The 19494-nt window shown below is 43.9% G+C and carries 16 protein-coding genes; 5 read left to right on the top strand and 11 right to left on the bottom strand.

The features are described from left to right. The first annotated feature begins 161 nt into the window (after positions 1-161). Positions 162-452, top strand: a complete 291-nt coding sequence (locus AC3CID_RS22790; protein WP_114634517.1) for a putative quinol monooxygenase — start codon at positions 162-164, stop codon at positions 450-452. A 111-nt stretch (positions 453-563) separates the two neighbouring features. Here the strand turns inward: AC3CID_RS22790 and AC3CID_RS22795 are convergent, their stop codons facing one another. The 6 genes from AC3CID_RS22795 to AC3CID_RS22820 form a co-directional block, all read right to left on the bottom strand. Beyond that, the gene (locus AC3CID_RS22795; RefSeq protein ID WP_428782937.1) at positions 564-1124 is read right to left on the bottom strand and encodes a sugar O-acetyltransferase; all 561 of its coding nucleotides are present in this window, start codon (positions 1122-1124) and stop codon (positions 564-566) included. Between the two features lie 202 nt (positions 1125-1326). Next, positions 1327-2325, bottom strand: coding sequence for a LacI family DNA-binding transcriptional regulator (locus tag AC3CID_RS22800; RefSeq protein WP_488527538.1), 999 nt, complete (start codon positions 2323-2325; stop codon positions 1327-1329). Between the two features lie 99 nt (positions 2326-2424). Beyond that, a complete protein-coding gene (locus AC3CID_RS22805; protein WP_488527539.1) occupies positions 2425-3864 on the bottom strand; it encodes a 6-phospho-beta-glucosidase in 1440 nt (479 codons plus the stop codon). A 266-nt stretch (positions 3865-4130) separates the two neighbouring features. After that, positions 4131-5261 carry an RHS repeat-associated core domain-containing protein gene (locus AC3CID_RS22810; protein WP_017081371.1) on the bottom strand — a complete coding sequence of 377 codons (1131 nt, stop codon included), beginning with the start codon at positions 5259-5261 and terminating at the stop codon, positions 4131-4133. After that, on the bottom strand, positions 5251-8943 hold the full coding sequence (locus AC3CID_RS22815) for an RHS repeat domain-containing protein (protein ID WP_488527540.1): 3693 nt from the start codon (positions 8941-8943) through the stop codon (positions 5251-5253). Before AC3CID_RS22815 ends, AC3CID_RS22810 begins: the two co-directional genes overlap by 11 nt. 63 nt (positions 8944-9006) lie before the next feature. After that, positions 9007-10134 (bottom strand): hypothetical protein, encoded by a 1128-nt coding sequence (locus AC3CID_RS22820; RefSeq protein ID WP_054545941.1) that lies wholly within the window; start codon positions 10132-10134, stop codon positions 9007-9009. 889 nt (positions 10135-11023) lie between these two features. Here AC3CID_RS22820 and AC3CID_RS22825 point away from each other — a divergent pair. Beyond that, positions 11024-11233 carry a hypothetical protein gene (locus AC3CID_RS22825; protein WP_235451147.1) on the top strand — a complete coding sequence of 70 codons (210 nt, stop codon included), beginning with the start codon at positions 11024-11026 and terminating at the stop codon, positions 11231-11233. Positions 11234-11402: 169 nt separating this feature from the next. Here AC3CID_RS22825 and AC3CID_RS22830 read toward each other — a convergent pair whose 3' ends face one another. Further along, positions 11403-11927, bottom strand: coding sequence for a hypothetical protein (locus tag AC3CID_RS22830; RefSeq protein WP_488527541.1), 525 nt, complete (start codon positions 11925-11927; stop codon positions 11403-11405). A gap of 51 nt (positions 11928-11978) precedes the next feature. Beyond that, on the bottom strand, positions 11979-12368 hold the full coding sequence (locus tag AC3CID_RS22835; RefSeq protein WP_488527542.1) for a VOC family protein: 390 nt from the start codon (positions 12366-12368) through the stop codon (positions 11979-11981). A gap of 209 nt (positions 12369-12577) precedes the next feature. On the opposite strand from AC3CID_RS22835, the gene AC3CID_RS22840 reads away from it, so the two are divergent. Then, on the top strand, positions 12578-13477 hold the full coding sequence (locus tag AC3CID_RS22840; RefSeq protein WP_114634510.1) for a DMT family transporter: 900 nt from the start codon (positions 12578-12580) through the stop codon (positions 13475-13477). Here the strand turns inward: AC3CID_RS22840 and AC3CID_RS22845 are convergent. After that, the gene (locus AC3CID_RS22845; RefSeq protein WP_065206627.1) at positions 13474-14376 is read right to left on the bottom strand and encodes a LysR family transcriptional regulator; all 903 of its coding nucleotides are present in this window, start codon (positions 14374-14376) and stop codon (positions 13474-13476) included. The two genes, AC3CID_RS22840 and AC3CID_RS22845, sit on opposite strands and share 4 nt — an antisense overlap. Before the next feature lie 188 nt (positions 14377-14564). Between AC3CID_RS22845 and AC3CID_RS22850 the strand changes: the two genes are divergently transcribed. Further along, positions 14565-16637, top strand: coding sequence for an alkyl/aryl-sulfatase (locus AC3CID_RS22850; protein ID WP_488527543.1), 2073 nt, complete (start codon positions 14565-14567; stop codon positions 16635-16637). Positions 16638-16993: 356 nt separating this feature from the next. Next, positions 16994-17824, top strand: coding sequence for an SDR family NAD(P)-dependent oxidoreductase (locus tag AC3CID_RS22855; protein WP_488527544.1), 831 nt, complete (start codon positions 16994-16996; stop codon positions 17822-17824). Between the two features lie 152 nt (positions 17825-17976). Here the strand turns inward: AC3CID_RS22855 and AC3CID_RS22860 are convergent, their stop codons facing one another. Both AC3CID_RS22860 and AC3CID_RS22865 read right to left on the bottom strand, forming a co-directional pair. Beyond that, positions 17977-18678, bottom strand: coding sequence for a lipoate--protein ligase family protein (locus tag AC3CID_RS22860; protein WP_488527545.1), 702 nt, complete (start codon positions 18676-18678; stop codon positions 17977-17979). A 166-nt stretch (positions 18679-18844) separates the two neighbouring features. After that, the gene (locus AC3CID_RS22865) at positions 18845-19423 is read right to left on the bottom strand and encodes an O-methyltransferase (RefSeq protein WP_488527546.1); all 579 of its coding nucleotides are present in this window, start codon (positions 19421-19423) and stop codon (positions 18845-18847) included. Positions 19424-19494 lie beyond the last annotated feature (71 nt).

Raw genomic sequence — 19494 nt, forward strand, 5'->3', positions numbered from 1 at the left:
CAATTTATTTTTGAAAATAATTCAAATGTGGCGCTGTTTATCGTTTCAAATATTCCTACTATTATTTATCCATCGATACAGACTGTAGCTCAATGAACAAAGAGTGGCGCTGTAAACACAGACAACTCACCATTTCGGTGAAAAGTAATATAGGTACGAACATGACTCAACTAACTATCGTCGCAAACATCGTCGCTAACGAAGACAAAATCGAATTGGTTAAAGCAGAGCTGCTAAAGCTGATTGATATTACTCGCGCTGAAGAAGGCTGCATCAACTACGACCTTCACCAAGACAATGAAAATCCAGCACATTTCACTTTCTATGAAAACTGGACGTCTCGTGAACTTTGGCAAGTACACATGGGCAATACTCACCTTGCTGAATACATGGCAGCAACGGAAGGCAGTGTTACGTCGTTTACACTTAACGAGATGACTAAGATCGCTTAAGTACAGTTCCAGTAGTCTGTTACTAGAAAGCACACTGACCAGCTATCGAATTCGATTTAAAAGCCCCGCGGCACGCCTAGGTTCGCGGGCTTTATCTATTCAATCTGATTATTACTCGTTATCGATCGCTTTCAGCACTTTGCATGGGTTACCCACCGCAACCACATTCGCTGGAATGTCTTTAGTCACCACACTTCCGGCGCCAATCACACTGTTTTCACCGATCGTAACACCTGGGCAGATAATCACACCACCACCAAGCCAAACATTGTCGCCAACGTTAATCGGTGTGCCAAACTCGACGCCTTCTTCAACACGCCCTTTCACATCTAATGGGTGACCAGCTGTTAGAATCTGTACATTGGGCCCGAGCAACACATTGTCGCCAATGGTCACTTCTGCTACATCCAGGATCACGCAATTGAAGTTAGCGTAAAAATTCTTGCCCAACTTGATGTTCGAGCCGTAATCACAACGAAATGGTGGCTCCAAATGCGCATTTTCACAGCCAGGAATAAGCTCTTGAGTTGCCGCCTTCCATTCAGACGTATCAGGAATACTGTTGTTGAGTCTTTGGAGTACCTTACGACACTCAATTCGAGCTGAATAAAGCTCTTCATCCCAAGCCTGATATGGTTCACCTGCTAGCATTTTTTGTTTTTCTGTTTTCACGTTACTTACCTGTTCTCACATTACTTAGCTATTTTTACATTACTAAACTGATCTCACACAACTTAACTAATGATGGTCAATTCATCGACCAAAAACGCAATATCGCACATCCAAATAACAGTGAATAAAGAGTGTTTGCGCTTGATTTAAGAGATGCGCAGCTCGTCACTTTTTGTAGGTGAAATATGAAATTCAATCAGTACTAATTTAGCTTCGCTATCGAATCACGTAACACCAAACTGCCAGTGGTATTGATAGTGGTCGCTTGCTCTGTTTCACCGACAATTTGCAGGATTGCCTTTTGAATCATTTGTTCCAATGGCACACTCACAGACGTGAGGCTTGGCGTTAAAAACGCACCCACCTTACTATTATCAAAACCAACGATAGAAACATCTTTAGGTAATGAGTAACCAAGTTCAGTTAGCGCTTTAATCGCACCAATCGCCATATCATCGTTTTCAGATAAGATAGCAGTGAACGTTGCTTTGCTTTTTACCAAGGCTTGAACGGCATGATAACCGCTCTCCATCGTCCAATCACCTTGAACGACTTTAGATTCATCCAATGCAATATCGTGCTTGGTTAGCACATCTTGATAGGCTTTATAACGCTGTTCATCGGTCGAAGACCCGGCTTTACCACGAATCGCCGCAATGTCTGTATGGCCTTGCTCGATGATGTATTCAACCATCAAACAAGCACTCTGATAATGGTCGGTGGTAATGGCATGAGTGGGCTTCGACGGCATTTCTCGGTTGAGTACCAGAATCGGTGTGTCAGTGCTTTCGATGACCTTTTCAATCTCACTTTCGGTTAAGCACTGTGGATAGATGATGATGCCCGCGCACTTCATATCCAGCAGGAAGTTGATTGCCTTTCTTTCGTCTTCAGCGCTGTGTTTGCCATCGGTGATCACCAGCTGGTGATTCGACTTTTCGCTATAAGAAGCCGCGTGATACATCAAAGAAGAAAAGTAAGGGCCATTGAACAAGTCATTGGTGATTACAAAACCGATGAAGTTGGTCTTCTTGGTCGCCAATTGCTGAGCCAACAGGTTTGGTCGATAGCCTGTTTTTTGAATCGCATCGAATACCTTTTTCACCACATCTGGGCGCACGATGTTCTTGCCATTTAAGACACGAGAAACGGTCGATTTAGATACGCCTGCGCGGTTCGCGACATCAAGCATGGTTACCATTCGCTTCTTTTCCTTTATAAAAAATTAGCCGACATAGGCCGACTAATTCATTGCAAAATGACAGCTCACAGTTCACATAACTGCGCTGGGAAAGGCATTCTAAATAGTGGCACCGTTAGATGCAATCACGCCTTTATACCACTCGAACGACTTCTTACGTTTGCGATCTAAAGTACCGGATTGATCGTTGTGCTTATCTACGTAAATGAATCCGTAGCGCTTTTTCATCTCACCGGTCGTGAACGACACCAAATCGATGCAGCCCCAAGGGGTGTAACCCATGAGATCAACGCCATCAATCGCAACCGCTTTTTTCATCTCTTTGATGTGGTCGCCAAGGTAAGCGATGCGGTAGTCGTCATTAATGCTGCCATCTTCTTCAATGGTATCAACAGCGCCAAAACCGTTCTCAACGATGAACAATGGCACTTCATAACGTTCATACAGAGAAGCCAAACAGAAACGTAAACCCGTTGGATCAATTGGCCAGCCCCAATCGCTAGACTGGATGAACGGGTTATCAACCGAGTTCTCATGACCGCCGTCCATCGCCTCTTCAGTCGACTGATGCGAAGAAGAATCCAAGGTATTCGACATGTAGTAGCTAAAACCTAAGTAATCGGCCTTACCTTCTTTTAGGATCTGCTCATCTTCAGGTTGCATCTCAATGTTAAAGCCTTTGATTGCCCAGTCACGCTTAGCGTAATTTGGGTAATGACCACGCACCATTACATCCGAGAAGAAATAACGGTCACGCATCGCTTGCTGTGCCACCATAATGTCTTCCGGCTTTGAAGAGCGAGGGTAAAAAGGCACCATCGCACACATCGCACCAATTTGAAGATCTGGGTTGATCTCGTGACCTTTCTTAACCACCAAAGCACTCGCCACAAACTGGTGGTGAACCGCTTGATACATGGCTTGTTGCGGCTTTTCGCATTGTGGGAACTTCACGCCAGAGCATAACCAACCGAAGATATCCGCCGAGGTATTCATCTGGTTGTTGATCTCGTTAAACGTCATCCAGTACTTCACCTTGTGCTGGTAGCGTTCCATCACTGTGGTCGAGTACTTAACGAAGAAGTCGATCACTTTACGGTTCATCCAACCGCCGTATTCTTTGGCTAGGTGATAAGGCATTTCAAAATGGCTCAGCGTCACTACTGGCTGAATATCGTATTTCAACAGCTCATCAAACAGATCGTCATAAAACGCTAATCCCGCCTCACACGGCTCGGCTTCATCGCCATTCGGGAAGATACGTGTCCAAGCAATACTGGTTCTAAAACACTTAAAGCCCATCTCAGCGAATAACTTAATGTCTTCTTTGTAACGGTGGTAGAAATCAACAGCCACTTGGTTTGGGTAGTTTTCACCATCAATCACACCATCTGTAATTCGACGTTGTACACCATGAGCGCCTGCCGTTAATACATCGACCACACTCACACCTTTACCATTCGCATCCCAGCCGCCTTCTAGCTGATGCGCAGCAACCGCACCACCCCATAAAAAATCGTTCGGAAATTCGTTGTTCATACCATTACTCACTACAAGTTGTTCGTGAAAAAGATTGGGATTAGAAAAGCAACCGCCACTCTGAAACCGATTTCAATAAAGTAAAGATACATACTGAAACCGGTTTCAACAATGCCTTTTTGATCTTCTGTTGACCTAAGTGAGATCTAAGGAAAGTAATCATGGTTGATGGATAACGTTCGAGAACGCCTACACAGAATGCAAAAAAGCCAGTTCAATAAGGATTGAGCTGGCTTTGTGTTGTTAGAGAAAAAGAATAAATCAGACTACGACAATGGCAACTGACGGATCATCTGCTGAACCTCATTACCATATTTTATTCGTTGTCGTGTCTCTTCGAGTGCGTACATTTGCGTCTTCTTAGCTGCAGGGTTGGCACTTCGACCTTCCGTAACCATGGTATCCGCAGAAGACTTTTCTTCATCTAATCGCCCAGGGATTGTTTTAACCGATGACCAACCTAAACCACCAATCGAGCGCGCCGTCATTATGCCTTGATAGATGGTATAGCCTCGGGCGCCCACTTTGACTTGTCCAAGAAGAATCTTGGTAAACCCACCATGAATGGGAGGAGGCGTGTACGTCATCGTCTTACCGCCCTGCGTCATTCTGGTCGCAATCACCTGTCCCTTAGAGCTGCCTATACGCATAGCTGGGTTCGTTTTAGAGGCCCACGCAAGATTGTACTCACCGGAAGGTCTAATCTTGTTCATCAAACGAGAACCAAGACCGGGCTGAGTGACATCTTCCAATGCCCCACCCGCTCTTACCCAACGTAAGTTCTGAACCGACTTGTAGGCTGAATATCCGCCACTCACCACACCAATGATATCGAATGGAATGGTCGCAATATCGAGTTTATGAGAGATATCCCCATCATCGATAACACCCGAGGCAATTTGTAGCGCACCACTAGTCATACCTGCAATACCACCGATGATACCTGCAGCCAATACCAAGCTAGAACCGCCCGTTGGTGCAGCTAAGGCAATACCAACAATACCCGCAATAACCCCAAAAGCACCAAATAAGATCTTACTGATATTCAGATGTCCACTTGGGTCGGTGAAGTTAATCGGATCGTTATGGCAGTACACATAAGCATTGTGAACCCCCTCATTGAAAGGGGCCAAACTGTCCGGTGCATTGAAGCGCATCAACTTCGGCTGGTAAACGCGATAACCTTGGCCTAGATGGTAGCCTTGCAGTACAGGATCCAACCACTCGCCATTAAAGCCAATCTCCGAATGAGAGATGGTCATCGACTGCGCCATCGCCAAACGAACCGAAGTCGGAAGCAGTGAGATACCACCAGCCACCGCTGCAGTTTGACCAATTTTAATCAGGAACTCACGTCGATTAAGTGGGGTAATAAATACCGAGTCTTTATTGTTCATTTGCATTCCCCGCTTGATCACGTTGCCCATATGGAGAGTAACGGTACATAGACCCTGTTTTACCCGACGTATTTGACGCGATTACCGAACCATTTTGATCCGTGGCCAATAACGTGGTTTCCGAGTCCATCTCTGACCATTTAGGAACTCCTTCGTGATAGATATACTGAGTGAGTTTGCCATTTTCCTCGATCGAAGCGAGGTCACCCCATAGATAGTTAAAGTGACGAGATTCAGAAGCGGACTGTTGTGTAGATAGTCGGTCGTTGCTGTCATATTGATAGAGCCATTCGGTATTATCAGCTAACACACGCTGTAATCGGTCGAAATTGTCATATTCAAGAATTCGACCATCCGCATCTTGAATCATGTTGCCATTCAAGTCGTATTTCACTGCTACCTGACCGTCGAGTTGTGGGTGGGAATGAGTAATACGAGTCAACTGGCAAGGGTCATCCGACTCATAAAAGTAACGAGCAAAATCCTCAGATTCAGCAGTAGCTGTGCGTTGCGTCAGCATGTTACCTAGCTCATCATAGCTCCAATCAATAGACGTCATAGGCTGAGACCAATCGCTCAGTGGGCCCGCGCCGAAGAACTCGACTTTAATCAACTGAGAGAGGTCATCATAGGTATAGATTTCCGTCAGATTACCTAAAGTTGCACACTCCTTTTTACGAGAATTAAGCAGCCCTAACGCGTTATATTCTTGTGATTGCTCAAAGATATAATTATCGTTCAAGGCTATAGCTCGGTTGACTTCGCGACTATATTCATCCCATTCGAGTTCAGTGACTTGGGTTTGATTACCCGATATCAATGTTTCTAGTATCACTCGATCAAACTCATCATATTCGTAGTAAACCGTTGTTGAATTTGAGCTCAGCTTCACCAAGCGCCCGAGTTCATCATAACCATATTGGCGAGTGTCCGTGTCACTCTCAACTGCAGCGATAACCCCACCATCGGAGTAGCTGTAATAACGAGACTGACCATCATTCACCTCGGCTTCAGGCAAGCCTTTCGTTGAGTAGGTAATGGTACTTTGATTGCCTTCACTGTCCTGACTCCCTGTCGGTAAGCCGGATATTGGATCATGTCTGTAACTAGAAGCCTGCCCATCAGACGACTTAGCACTTAACACACCCAATTGGCTATCGCGAGTAAATAGCCTTGTTGGTGCTGCCATACTCGTTTCAGTTTCTGGGATATTGCTGCTATCCGCATAAGTCCACGCCAATGAAGCTTGGGGACTCGCTCCTCTGCGCAAAGATCTCGGACGCCCCAATCCATCAATATCGCGTTGCCCTAAAGTCACCCCACCAATTTTCAGGTCTACAACTTGTGACTGATCGGTGTGTTCAGCGTAAGTGATATCTTGATCGACACCGTTCGCTTGAGTCATGCGAATAACACGATCAAAACGGTCGTAATGGTAATACTTGGCTCGAGCGAGAGGATTCGTTTCTTTAATCAATCTTCCCCATGAGTCGTACTCATAATTCCAACTGTTGATGCCTTGCTCTTTTTTCTCTTCTAGCCCCCAGCTGTTCAGAGAACTGACCGTCATGGTCAAGCCTTCAATACCTTGGGTTTTCTTACGTGAGGCGAGATTATTGAACTCGACACGACGTTTTCCATTCGCTAACAGAGTCGCTTTAACCTGATCCCACTCATCGTATTCATAGCTTTCTGTTAACACCACAGGCGCCGATCTGGAATTGCGATCAGGCAGCACATCGTAGGTACTCTTGCTTTGGAGTCTGCCCAACGCATCGTACATTTTTGTCCATACGACCGAGCTACCAACTTTAGCCTCTAATTCACGTCCTTGACCGTCCCAGCTTTGTTCACACAAGTTGCCTTTGCAATCCGTTAGCAACAGAGTTTGTCTGCTCAAACCAGTATCAACAATGTATTGATACGAACGGGCTGCACTTCCTTCAATCCGTTCTTCAGTAGTTCTACGAAGCGAATCATAAGTAAATGCACAGCTAACTCCGTCTGAATCGACATGACGCGCGAGTTCTCCAATATCAAGGTAGTGCCCAACCGCAAGATTGGTTTTCGTATTGTCGTGACAAGTCAGCTCTTCGTGTTCTTCAAGGACATCGCTATCCAACTCATAGCGATAGTGAGAAATAGCAGAATACGTGCCGTTAGGATGAAGAATGTCATTTTGGACTGAAGCCAATCGGCCGAAAGAGTAAGTCTCACCAGTATCAGTTTGATAAGCGTAATGACTTCTATAGCGTTGGACGTCTTCTTCCAAACTCAGAACCACATCACGATGGCCATTCAGCCCCTCAAGAGAAACGTATTGATAAGAGATCACTCTCTGTTCTGATCCATTGTTGAGCGTACGAGATTTTACGAAATTCACCATGTCAGTAGGCGATGCAGGGCAATCTGCTTCACCATTTTTTGCGTAATATTCGTAACGTTCTGCGATATTATTCTCATCAACGAACTTAAGCATGTTGCCATATTCGTCGTAGCCCCATAATCGACTTTGAGCTTGACTATCTGCCCCTGAGAACCAGATTTGTTCCTCTTTGCTGATCAGTGAATACTGAGCGGGTTGAGCGGAAAACTGTTGATTATCAATCGCGGGGTATTCCAGCCTTTTCAAATGAACAAGGTTTCCGTTAACCTGCCGGGCTTCTTCAACGAGTAGATGAAATTGATTATATGTTTGCGCTGTTACAACGGTGCCATTTTCGATTTTTTGGACGCGATAAGTATATTCGTAACCACGCTCAAGCAGGTTATCAAGCCCTTCACTTAATTCACCACCACGTACACCATAACCCATGAAATTGCGGCTATCTGTACCAACACTGTCGTAGGTTGTGGTAATAACTGGCGAATTAAGGGTAAGGACATCGTGTGCAGTAACCGCTGGTAAGTAAGTCATTGAGTTGACTCGAATACCATCAGCTTTATATCTCAAACGCTCGGTCAAACCACAAGGGTGATTTACTTCATTGATTAGCGTATATGAACCAATGCTTTCATAACCGAAACTATAGCTACCTGCTTGTTCTGGTAAATTGCATTTGACGAGCTTGTTATTGCTAAGAGTAAGACTGAAGTAAGCTTCATGGGTACTACCAATATTAGTAAAAATATTAACGCGCCCTACCGAAATATATTCGACCCACAGCAGTGCGGTCTGTTTAGTTGTTCTGTCATCCCAAATTTTATCTAGGCGCTTATTTTGTCCCACGTTGAGCCAAGAAAAGTAGAGAGCATGACCATTGCTTTGGGTGATCTTAATGATGTCGCCATCTTTATCTAAAAGATCAGTACGGCCATTTTTATACGTGATTTCATAACCATTCGCGCTAGACGATACCGAAAAATCGAGTAGCTTTTTGTAGCGAATACTCATTTCGATATTGGCATTTAATTCAGCACGGTAGGATTGTCCATTTGCAAGATAGAGCTGTTGGTTCTCGATGTCGTATCTTGGAAGATTCAATTTCCAGCCTTTACCGAAACCAAGGTTGTCTGTCGAGTAAGGTGAGAATTGAATGGATATATCCAGATTTGGTCCCTTAAGCCAATTACCAATAAGAGAGCCAAGTAAGATTTGATATGAATAGCTTCTGGTTCTTTGGTCTACGCCTCCCGAACAAAAGCTATCAAAGTTAAAAGCGTTTGAAGTCCAATTAGACATAAATTTCCCCTAAAGTGAATGAGTTAGCCCAAATGGTTGGGCTAACTCTGTTTTATCCGAATGTTACTGGCTAACCAGGTTCCAATGGGTGTAATCCCATTTCTGGCCGCCACCGGTAAATTCACTTTGAGGATAAATAAGCTTTAGTGGTCCCTTATTTCCGTATTGGTCAAATACAGTAAATCGGTACTCTTTTTGAGAATCATTGTTCGATGTCCCGCTATTTGAATAAAGCAATTGGCTTAGAGTCACTGATCTTAGTTGCTGGTTAACTCGCCATACCGCCGTGCGACCTTCGCCAGCGGCGCTATTCCAAACATATTCATCAGATACATTACGCTCTGAACCTGGAGCGAACACATAACCTTTCACTGAACGAAAACCATTAGTGCAATCTGAATAACAACCTAACCACTCATCGTTTAGGAACACCTTATCGCTGTCCGACTCGTCGAAGTTATCCATAGCAACCTCGACCAGTTTCACTGAAGTATCTTTGGGCGTCACATAGAAGTTATACATCTCAGCTTTTTCGAAATAGAACCCATCAGCGTTACTCTCTTCCCATACCTTGTCACCTTCTCCAATCTCTGAAAAGTCAGCAGCACTATAGGACTTAGGCTGTACGCTTTGATAGAAGGCACTTGATTCATTTGGATAAGCGCAGCTGTCGTAATAGTTATTGTCATATTGGCTACCAGTATTGAATTTAACTTTCATACAAACTTCACGATGCTGAGCTACCTCGTTGCTATAGACCCAAGCGGTTAATTTGGTATCAGATGCTGCAACCCGAGACGTTGGTAGACCCTTAGAATATCCATAACTGTTCCCCATTTGGTGAGAATAGTCATTTGGGTTCAATGTATACCCCCAGCAATCTCTTCCGTAGGTACAGTCTTTATTTTTGCCTAACTCTTGTTCACTATTCTTAAGGTAAAAAGATATCGCACCTTCTAAGTCACTCTTAGATACGGTCACTGGTCTGCCGTAGCTATCTGCGAAGGAAACAGAAACACTGAGTTTTGACTGCATTCTCCCGTTAGCATAAAAAGGCATAGGTACGCCGTTGCTTTCATTATGATCAGCCGTTAAGTCATCGGCCACCACATGATAATCACTATTAATTCCTGCAAAACTTGCACTAGAAAAAAAACACGCTGACATTGCTAGTAACAATGATTTATTCATCGACAACTTCATAGTATTAACTCTACATATTATTAGGTAAGAAATTAAAGAAAAGACAATGATATCTCTGGGTATAACAACTTTGTTGATAGTTAAATTCACCCTAGGGTCTTTGCCCTATTTTAAAATTCACACTATCAACGATTACAAGTGACATTATCCATTCTGATAACCATTGCTTACACGCCATTTAATTGATTAAACAGACAGCGCTAATTTAATTAATCAATTCATCAATGTAAAATTTAAAAGTCTTCTTAGCCCTAGCCAAGCCATAAAATCTAATGAAAAACTATACTCATAAAAAACAACAACTTAAATTCTCACATGTAACATTATTTCAAATTCATTCATGCAATAGCCACACTCAGAATCGAGAGGGAATTACTTTTTATAAAAATAAGCCTGTTTATTTGTGGTGACTCGCATCGTTACAGCACCTTACTGTTGATACTATCAGCGCTTTTACATTGTTTTTATATTAAGAAGAACTATTAGAGATAATTACCCTTACCAATAAAATGGTAATATTCATTATTCAGCTTATATCCTCAGATATCTACCGCGTTCGTTAATTACGTCAAAATATAAAAACCACCATAAAATCACTACTGCGTTCAATTATTAACCGACAAGATGATAATTTATATGCTTTTATCTAATTTCTATTAATATAATTAATGAAAAGTTAATGAGTTCTTATTAATGCTCTCTCTCAATATTTTGAAAACTCTGTTTGCCCCCTCTACCAAGGTAGACTTCACACTCTAGAAAGCGAGTCTCTGTTCTATGTTGTTCTACGTTGGAACTCGGCTTAGTGGCCACGTTAGGCACAACGATTGCTGCTATCTGCGTAAGGAAAATGGCGAATGTGGAATAGAAGGTCGTAGTGCTAGCTTATCAAGTCATATTCGTGGGGGGTGTTGCGCTGATTCCGCCGCTTATCGAGTGGCAATGGCCGACGTGGTATGAGTTGGTGCTGTTAGTGTTGGTCGGTGTTATTTCTTCTATCGGCCAATGGTTTGGTGTCAACGCTTACAAATGGGGAGAAGCGAACATGGTTTCGAATGTTGAGTTCTCACAGATAATCTACTCATGATTCTTGGTTACTGTTGTTTGCCGAGTTGCCAAACACCATAACGCTGATTGGCGCCGCGGTGATTGTTTTCAATGCCATTATGCCTTTTATAATCCAACTCAAGAAAGGTCAATAATTCACGGCTCCATTTGCCCCTACCAATTCGATAGGGACGAATGGCACCCCAACATCAATGCTGCTCAAAATACTGGTCATGCTGTGATTTACCAGATTGGTCTTGAGTTCCAGGGTAGAACTGGACGAGTGTCTGATCGGCTAGTGTGAGGTGAATCCAACCCTCTTTAACTTTCAGCCAATTGGTGCCGTTGGTTTCATAGACGGCAGGAAAGTTGCCCCAGCCAGACTCTGATACCTGCAGCTCTTGAAAGCGGTTAATCGGGGTTAGCTTATTGCTGTCGAAGTTTGCGTCGGCATAAACTGATAAAGGCTCAATGGCATCGTTTGGCTTGAACGTATAACAGCTCACTGCGGCTGAAGTGCGATCAAACCATTGGTAGGGTTGTGCACCTGTTAGATCATAGACCGTACAGTCGTTAAATTGAATGGCCCATTCTTGATGGGCTTTGAAGCCAAGGTATCCAACGGGTTGGGATGGTTCAGGCTTCGAGTCAGCCTTTGGTTCATATACCGGTTCTGAGGTAGCACATCCCATAAGCCCAAGACTAAAAAGAAAAGTCAAAACACGCTTCATCATTGTAATACCTCCGTTCCGTTAGTAGATGAGTAACTCAATTAAGTCTCTACATTAAACGGTAAGTTCCAAGCGATTTCCATCAGGATCGAGTATACAGCTCTCATAATAGCCATCACCTGTTCTTCTTGGACCATCTAAGCGTTCATAACCGTTTTCAACCAAACGTTGAGTCAGTTCATCAACCGCTTGTTCCGACCCCAATGAGATGGCCATATGAATGAAACCGGTAAATTGATCATAGATATCATCTTTCGATTCAGGAACCGAATCCATTTCCATGATTTCTAATCGGCTACCACTCTCGAAAGAGAGGAAGTAGGAAGAGAAGCCTTTAGTTGGGTTGCGATATTTCTGGTTAGACGCCGCACCAAAGTAATCTTCATAAAACCGCTTAAGTACTTCGAGCTGTTTTGTCCATATTGCGATGTGTTCAATCTTCATTTTGTTCACCTAAGTTTGATGTCTAACACTAGATTACTCATCAAATCAGGATCAATAAACAGAACGAAATTCATCGAATGAGTTCCTGTTTAACGGTCAGTTGAGTCATCAAAATAATAACAAGTAGCTGAACAGTATTAACATCTAAGTTTGTGTAATAGTTATCTTTCCTCCATAGTCAGTGTTTTACACATTCTGAGATATAAGCCGTGAACTTTATAAAACTAATAACTCTCGCTGCGATATGGGGCGGTTCGTTTCTGTTCATGAGAATTGCCGCTAATCCGCTGGGCCCTGCGGTGCTGATTGAAGCGCGAGTTCTGTGCGCTGCCGTCACTCTACTCTTGGTTTCTTTTTATCTGAAAAGGAAGCTTTCTTTTAATGCCCATGCGAAACACTTTTTCATTCTTGGTTTGTTTAATACCGCACTTCCCTTTTTGTTTTTCGCTTATGCAGCGCAAACACTGAACGCCTCGACACTCGCTATCTTGAACTCTACCGCGCCAATATGGGCGGCGATCATTGGTGCGATATGGACAAAAACAACACTCGATGCAAGAGTTCTATTAGGGCTAGGTATTGGGGTAACGGGAGTTGGCGTGTTAGTTGGTTGGGACGCGATGAACATTGGCCGTGAGGCTGTGCTTCCTATCTTTGCGGCGGTGATGGCGGCCTTTAGTTACGGAATAGCGTCGAACTATACCAAACAAGCACCCAAAGTTGAGGCATTCAACAATGCTCATGGCAGCATGTGGGCGGCGGTATTAATCGTGTTGCCGTTTGTCTTCTTTATGCCGATGAGAGAGGCTCCGGATCTAACCATCACCACATCGGTGATCTTATTAGGCGCCGTATGTACTGGGCTTGCTTACTTGCTTTACTTCAATCTCGTTTCTGAATTGGGTGCGCCTTCGGCTCTGTCTGTCACCTTTTTGATTCCAGTGTTTGGCATCTTGTGGGGCAACCTTTTCCTAGACGAAGCGATTGGCCTTAACACCATTTTCGGTTCGGTTCTTGTTATTACCGGCACCATGTTAGTGACCGGTATGACACCTTCTAAGATAATAGAGAGCGTCAAACAAAAACGAGCAGCAAGAGCGGCTCGTTAGTCGGCCATGTATTGTTGAATCCTGTTTCTTAACCACTGATGAGCAGGATTCAAATCGGTTCTCTTATGCCAAATCATATACTGCTTCATGGGCAAGACCTCAAACGGCTGGTCGAGAACTTGCAATTGGAATCGCTCCGCAAACTGATTAGCAAAATCACGAGACGTACTACCAACACAATCAGAGCCAGAGACCAACACACACATCGTCATCAATGAATCACATTCGGAGCTGACTTTTCGCTGTTGTATCGGGCTTTTCGTAAAGTAATCTGCGGTATAAAGGCGAGAACGACGCATTCTGAAGGTGATGTGTTTCTCATGATAATACTGCTCTTCCGTCACCGAACCATCAATCCTTGGGTGCCCTTGCTTGGCGATCAATACGAGCTCATCTTCGATCACTTGCTGGTTCATATAACCATTCACTTGTGGATAGTGAATATCGATCGCTAAGTCGGCTTGCTGCATGCTCAAACTCTGCAGCAGATCTTCTTCATTGCTTGGCACCATATTGAATTCAATCGAGATGTTACCAAGCGTATCGTCCTTTTCCACAAGGGGCTGAAGCTTGGTTAAACCGATCTCGTTGACCAAAATTCGAAACACATGATGCTGCTGATTATCGAATTGCTTCAAGGTACTAACAGCGCTGGTGATTCCCTCGAGTGCAGGTTCCACTCGGCTTGCTAGTTGCACCGCAGCATTGGTTGGAATGATCCCTCGCCCTTCACGAATAAAAAGATCAGTATCAAGCTGAGATTGGAGTCGCTTCAAGGCTCCACTTACCCCGGGTTGAGTCATACCAAGCGATTCTGATGCAAGCGTGATCGACTTTAATCGATACACTTCTAAGAACACGCTCAATAGATTTAAATCCAACTTTTCCACGTCGCTCACCGTTACTCTCCCTGTCAATGTGGTCTTAATCAATCATAGGTCAGGTTTCGTCTTCGTTCCCCAACCATTGCATGACTCAATACATAGCCAATCGTGATGTATTAAATAAAGCTTACTTTATTTTTTGCTATATGTCTTATTCCTATAATCGCCTCAACGAAACAAAATTCTGAAATGAAGAGGCTCTTATGACAACTTCTCGCACGTTCAAAAATGCATCACTGTTCCTAGCTATCTCGCTCGCATTCCCTGCGATTGCAGCTAACCATGACCACGCACACTTCAGCGAAATTGGCGATCAAGGTGGCAAAAGCGCAACCGAGATGACCACTAAAGCAAACCAAGAGTTCGCAAAAACACTTAACTTTGCCGACACTCGCGCTTTCGACAATAACAATAAAGGTCTTGTTGCTAGCTTTGATCAAGAGACGGGTGACATCATTCGTAATAGCTTTAACTTCATCGATCCAAGTGTAACGAATGCAGACCAAGCACCAGATTCGGTAAACCCTTCACTGTGGCGCCAAGCGGTATTGAACCAAGCGGCGGAAGGTTTATATGAAGTTGTTCCGGGTAAAGTTTACCAAGTTCGAGGCGCGGATTTAGCGTCTATCTCTTTCATTCGTAGTGACAACGGTTGGATCGCCTACGACGTTCTTCTTACCAAAGAATCAGCCGCCAAATCACTCGAATTCTTCAAGAACAATGTGCCTGATGGCGGTGAACTGCCAGTCGTTGCAATGATTTACTCTCACTCGCACGCTGATCACTTTGGTGGCGCAAGAGCAATCAAAGACGCGTACCCAGATGTAAAAGTGTACGGTTCGAAAAACATCACTAAAGAAATCGTCGACGAAAACGTATTAGCAGGTAATGCGATGTCTCGTCGTACTGCTTATCAATATGGCGCAACCCTGAACCGACACGAACACGGTATTGTTGATGCGGCACTGTCTAAAGGCCTATCAACCGGTAGCATTACTTACGTCCTGCCAGACTACGAACTGAACCATAACGAAGAAATTGAAACTCTGGTTATCGACGGCCTAGAAATGCAATTCATGGATGCTTCAGGTACCGAAGCAGCATCTGAAATGGTGACCTACATTCCAAGCATGAAAGCACTTTGGACTGGCGAACTGACCTACCAAGGTATGCATAACCTGTACACGCTTCGCGGTGCAAAAGTACGTGATGGTTTGAAGTGGTCTAAAAAAATCAACGAGATGCTCGTCACTTGGGGTGAAGAAACTGACGTGTTATTCGCCTCTCACTCGGCACCAGTTTGGGGTGAACAAGAGATTTCTGATTACCTGAAGATGCAGCGTGATGCTTACGGATTTACTCACAACCAAACGCTTCGCTTAGCGAATAACGGTGTGGTTCTACAAGACATCGGTGACGAAATTTACAAGGTAATGCCAGACAGCATTCAACAGTCTTGGCACACCAATGGTTACCACGGTACCTACTCTCACAACGCTCGCGCTGTGTACAACATGTATCTTGGTTACTTCGACATGAACCCGGCTAACCTAAACCCATTACCAATCGAGCCAGAATCGGTGAAGTTTGTGGAGTACATGGGCGGCAGCGATGCTGTGATAGAAAAAGCACAGCAAGATTTCCAAGAAGGTGAATACCGCTTCGTTGCAACAGCACTGAATAAGGTGATTCAAGCTGAACCAGAGAACAAAGTTGCACGTGGCTTATTGGCAGATACTTACGAGCAATTAGGTTATCAATCAGAAGGCGCAGGTTGGAGAAACATCTACCTAACGGGCGCTCAAGAACTTCGTATTGGCACACAACCGGGCGCACCAAAAACTGCATCTCCAGATGTGTTGGCTAACATGACCATTGAGAACTTGTTGGATTACTTAGCGGTAAAAGTGGATTCATTGAAGGCTCAAAACACGCCATTTACGATGAACATTCAATTACCTGATGTAAAAGAGTTCTACTACGTTGAAATGTCTAACGGCAACCTGAACAACATCCAAGTATCAGAGCTGCAAGATGCGGATACCACACTGATCATCAATAAGTCTGACGTGTCTGATATCGTGCTTAAGAAAACAAGCCTTGGAAAACTGCTAGAAGATGGCCAAGCGGGCGTCAAAGGAGACAAATCATCACTTAACAAACTGCTGTCTTCACTGACAGAAGCTGACACCTCTTTTGAGATTGTTCCTCGTCCAAACAAAGGCGAAGAAGTAGACGCTGAGTTGTACCAAGATTCACACGAGCACGCTCACTAGATAGCTCTAAGGTAAAATAATCACAACGTCAAACTGGCCTAAATAGGCTGAAACAAGGCTAATACGACCAAGCCTCAACCATTAAACTGGTTGAGGCTTTTTTGATTTTAGCTTTATTCGATATCAAGAAAATAAATGAGAAACCCCACTCACAGCACTCAAAAAGCATTGAGTAAATCTTCTTATCAAGCCCAGAAAAACAGTACTGTGTTTGTTAAACCACACCCTTGTTTCACGGTTTATCAATCGCAATACACATCCGTACTTTCTATATCTCAGCATGTGAAGTAGTAGAAACTTTGTGCAATCAAACTTTGTTATAAAAGTTGTCCGGACTCTTTATTCAAGGAAGGAAGATGCGAAAAAAGATCATGATTACAGGTGCGACAGATGGTATCGGTTTAGAGACCGCGAAAATGTTAGCCCAACAAGGGCATCACATCCTTATCCATGGACGTAACCCAACAAAACTCAGCAAAGTAGAAACCGGCCTTTCTCGATTATCCAAGGATGCGATTATCGAAAGTTATGTTGCTGATCTCTCTTCTCTTTCTGAAGTTGAAGCCCTCGCCAACCAAATAAAGTCGAAGCATGAAGAGCTCGATGTACTCATTAACAACGCTGGCGTCTACAAGGTTTCCGAGATCACCACCAAAGACAATCTCGATGTCCGCTTTACCGTCAACACCATTGCCCCTTATTTACTGACTCAAAAGCTGCTACCACTTTTTGATGCCAACGGTCGCATCGTCAATCTATCTTCAGCCGCTCAGTCATCGGTCGATCTCAAGGCGATAGTCAGCCCAAACCCTGACGCTTTAGATGGCCCCATCTACGCACAAAGTAAGTTGGCGTTAACGATGTGGTCAATCCATCTTGCGCACCAATTAGGAGAGCAAGGGCCCCTAATCATTCCCGTTAATCCGGCCTCATTTCTTGGTAGTAAATTGGTTAAAGATGCGTATGGTTTGGAAGGTAATGACTTAGGGATTGGCGCTGATATCTTATGCCGAGCGGCACTATCGGAAGAGTTTTCTGATGCCTCAGGACGGTACTTTGATAATGATTCGGGATTATTCAAAGACCCTCATGCAGATGCATTAGATACGGAGAAAAATCAAAAGCTGGTGACAACTCTCGACCAGTTACTTGCAGAACAGCTCGAGCTGAAATCCCACTCTCGCTAGCCAGATACAATACAAGGAGTGCTCCATATTTAGGGGCACCAAAAACCCAAAACTGTCTGATGTCGTGACGAGAGAGCTTCAACTATTATTTCGATAGCATTGAAATGGTTCCTCTCCCAACAAATTGGCATAGCGTTAGCGAAATAGCGACATTACGCGTACTTGATAAAAGCTTGGCTCAACCGTTGAAAAAGTGAATCTACGTTGGGTAGAGTTGCCAAATGCGCGGACAACGGAGTATGAACCTGCGCATCTACCACGGTTGGGTTACTGCAAACTTGATTATAAAAGTTCACGGGTATCACTATGTTTTCTAAGTCGACATCTAACAAGATACAGGCTTGTGAAAGTACTATTTGACCACCCCCTCGTTTAAGCAAAACACGCTGAGCAGTACCCACTATTTTTTGTTTGTTGATATTGAGGTTGTAGTCGCCATCACAATAAGAACCTGGGGTTGCGTGTACGTCCACATCAACGCCTAACTCTTTAAAAAACTGAGTTAAAACATCACATAAATGCAGATACGCTTTTTGGATATTGTAGGCTTCATCACGAGGCCAATGGTAAATGTGCGATAGGTTAATGATACCCGGCAATTGGGGAACGGGAGCGCCACCTGTTTTACGTGAGGTGAGTTGCCAGCCTTGTGCCGCAAGTTGCTTTCTAGACTCTACGGTCACTGGCCACTTTTTACCTGCGGGTAAAACGAGTGTTGGCGTTTTTGCTTGCCACAGCATTAAGGCTTGTCCAATCTCGCCAGCCTGTATCTGCTGCAATAATTCAGCTTCTTTTTCAAACGCACGATCAACATCAATGTGCGGGTAACGTACGAGTTTATTCGTTAACTTCAATGCACTTTCCTCTACAGATTGTGGTGACCTAGTATTTGACGTTCTGGCATGGTCGATGAGATAAGCATCTCTCCAAAACCCAATCGTACAATCTACTTAATAAAGTGGCTTCGGGTTTGTTCAACACTCGGGATTTAGTGTTGGCTGCGCAACACCTTAATCCTTGTTAGGCAACTTTCACGCACATCACTATGCCTGTTGACCAACAAAGCTTCGCAACAACAAGATCATCTCGCTGTGATAAGTGCTCTATCAACGCTCGAACCTTTTCATTGTGCTCCTCTGACCAATCGGCACGAATTTGCATATCATCTATGATGTAAAAACCACCAACTTTTAGGCAAGCTAGAGCTTCATCTAGGTAGTGGTATTTACCTGGCCAAGTATCAGCAAATATCAAGTCAACCGACAATGGAAGGGTTCGATCGATAACATCCTCACCATTAGATAAAACAATTTCAATCCGTGGATCTTCCCCCAGATAACGGCGAGCTACATCAATATTTTCTACCGAATTATCTACCGTTGTTAAGTTCGAATCCTCCGACATTCCATGCAATATCCATGACGTGCAAAGACCAGTGCCAGTCCCTAATTCTAACAAGTATCCCGATTGCTTACTTGCAGCCAAAGCAGATAAAAATGAACCTATCGGAAGTTCTGATAATTGAGGAAAACCAATTCCAAGTGTGGCTTTCAATATTGCTTCATATTGTTTGGGATAAACTTCCATTGTCTCGTTCATATACTTTTCCTTGTAAACTAACGAATGACATGGATTCCCCCTTCTGAGGATCTGCCACACTTATGTGGTAC

Source organism: Vibrio sp. QJM3NY_21, assembly GCF_057785975.1.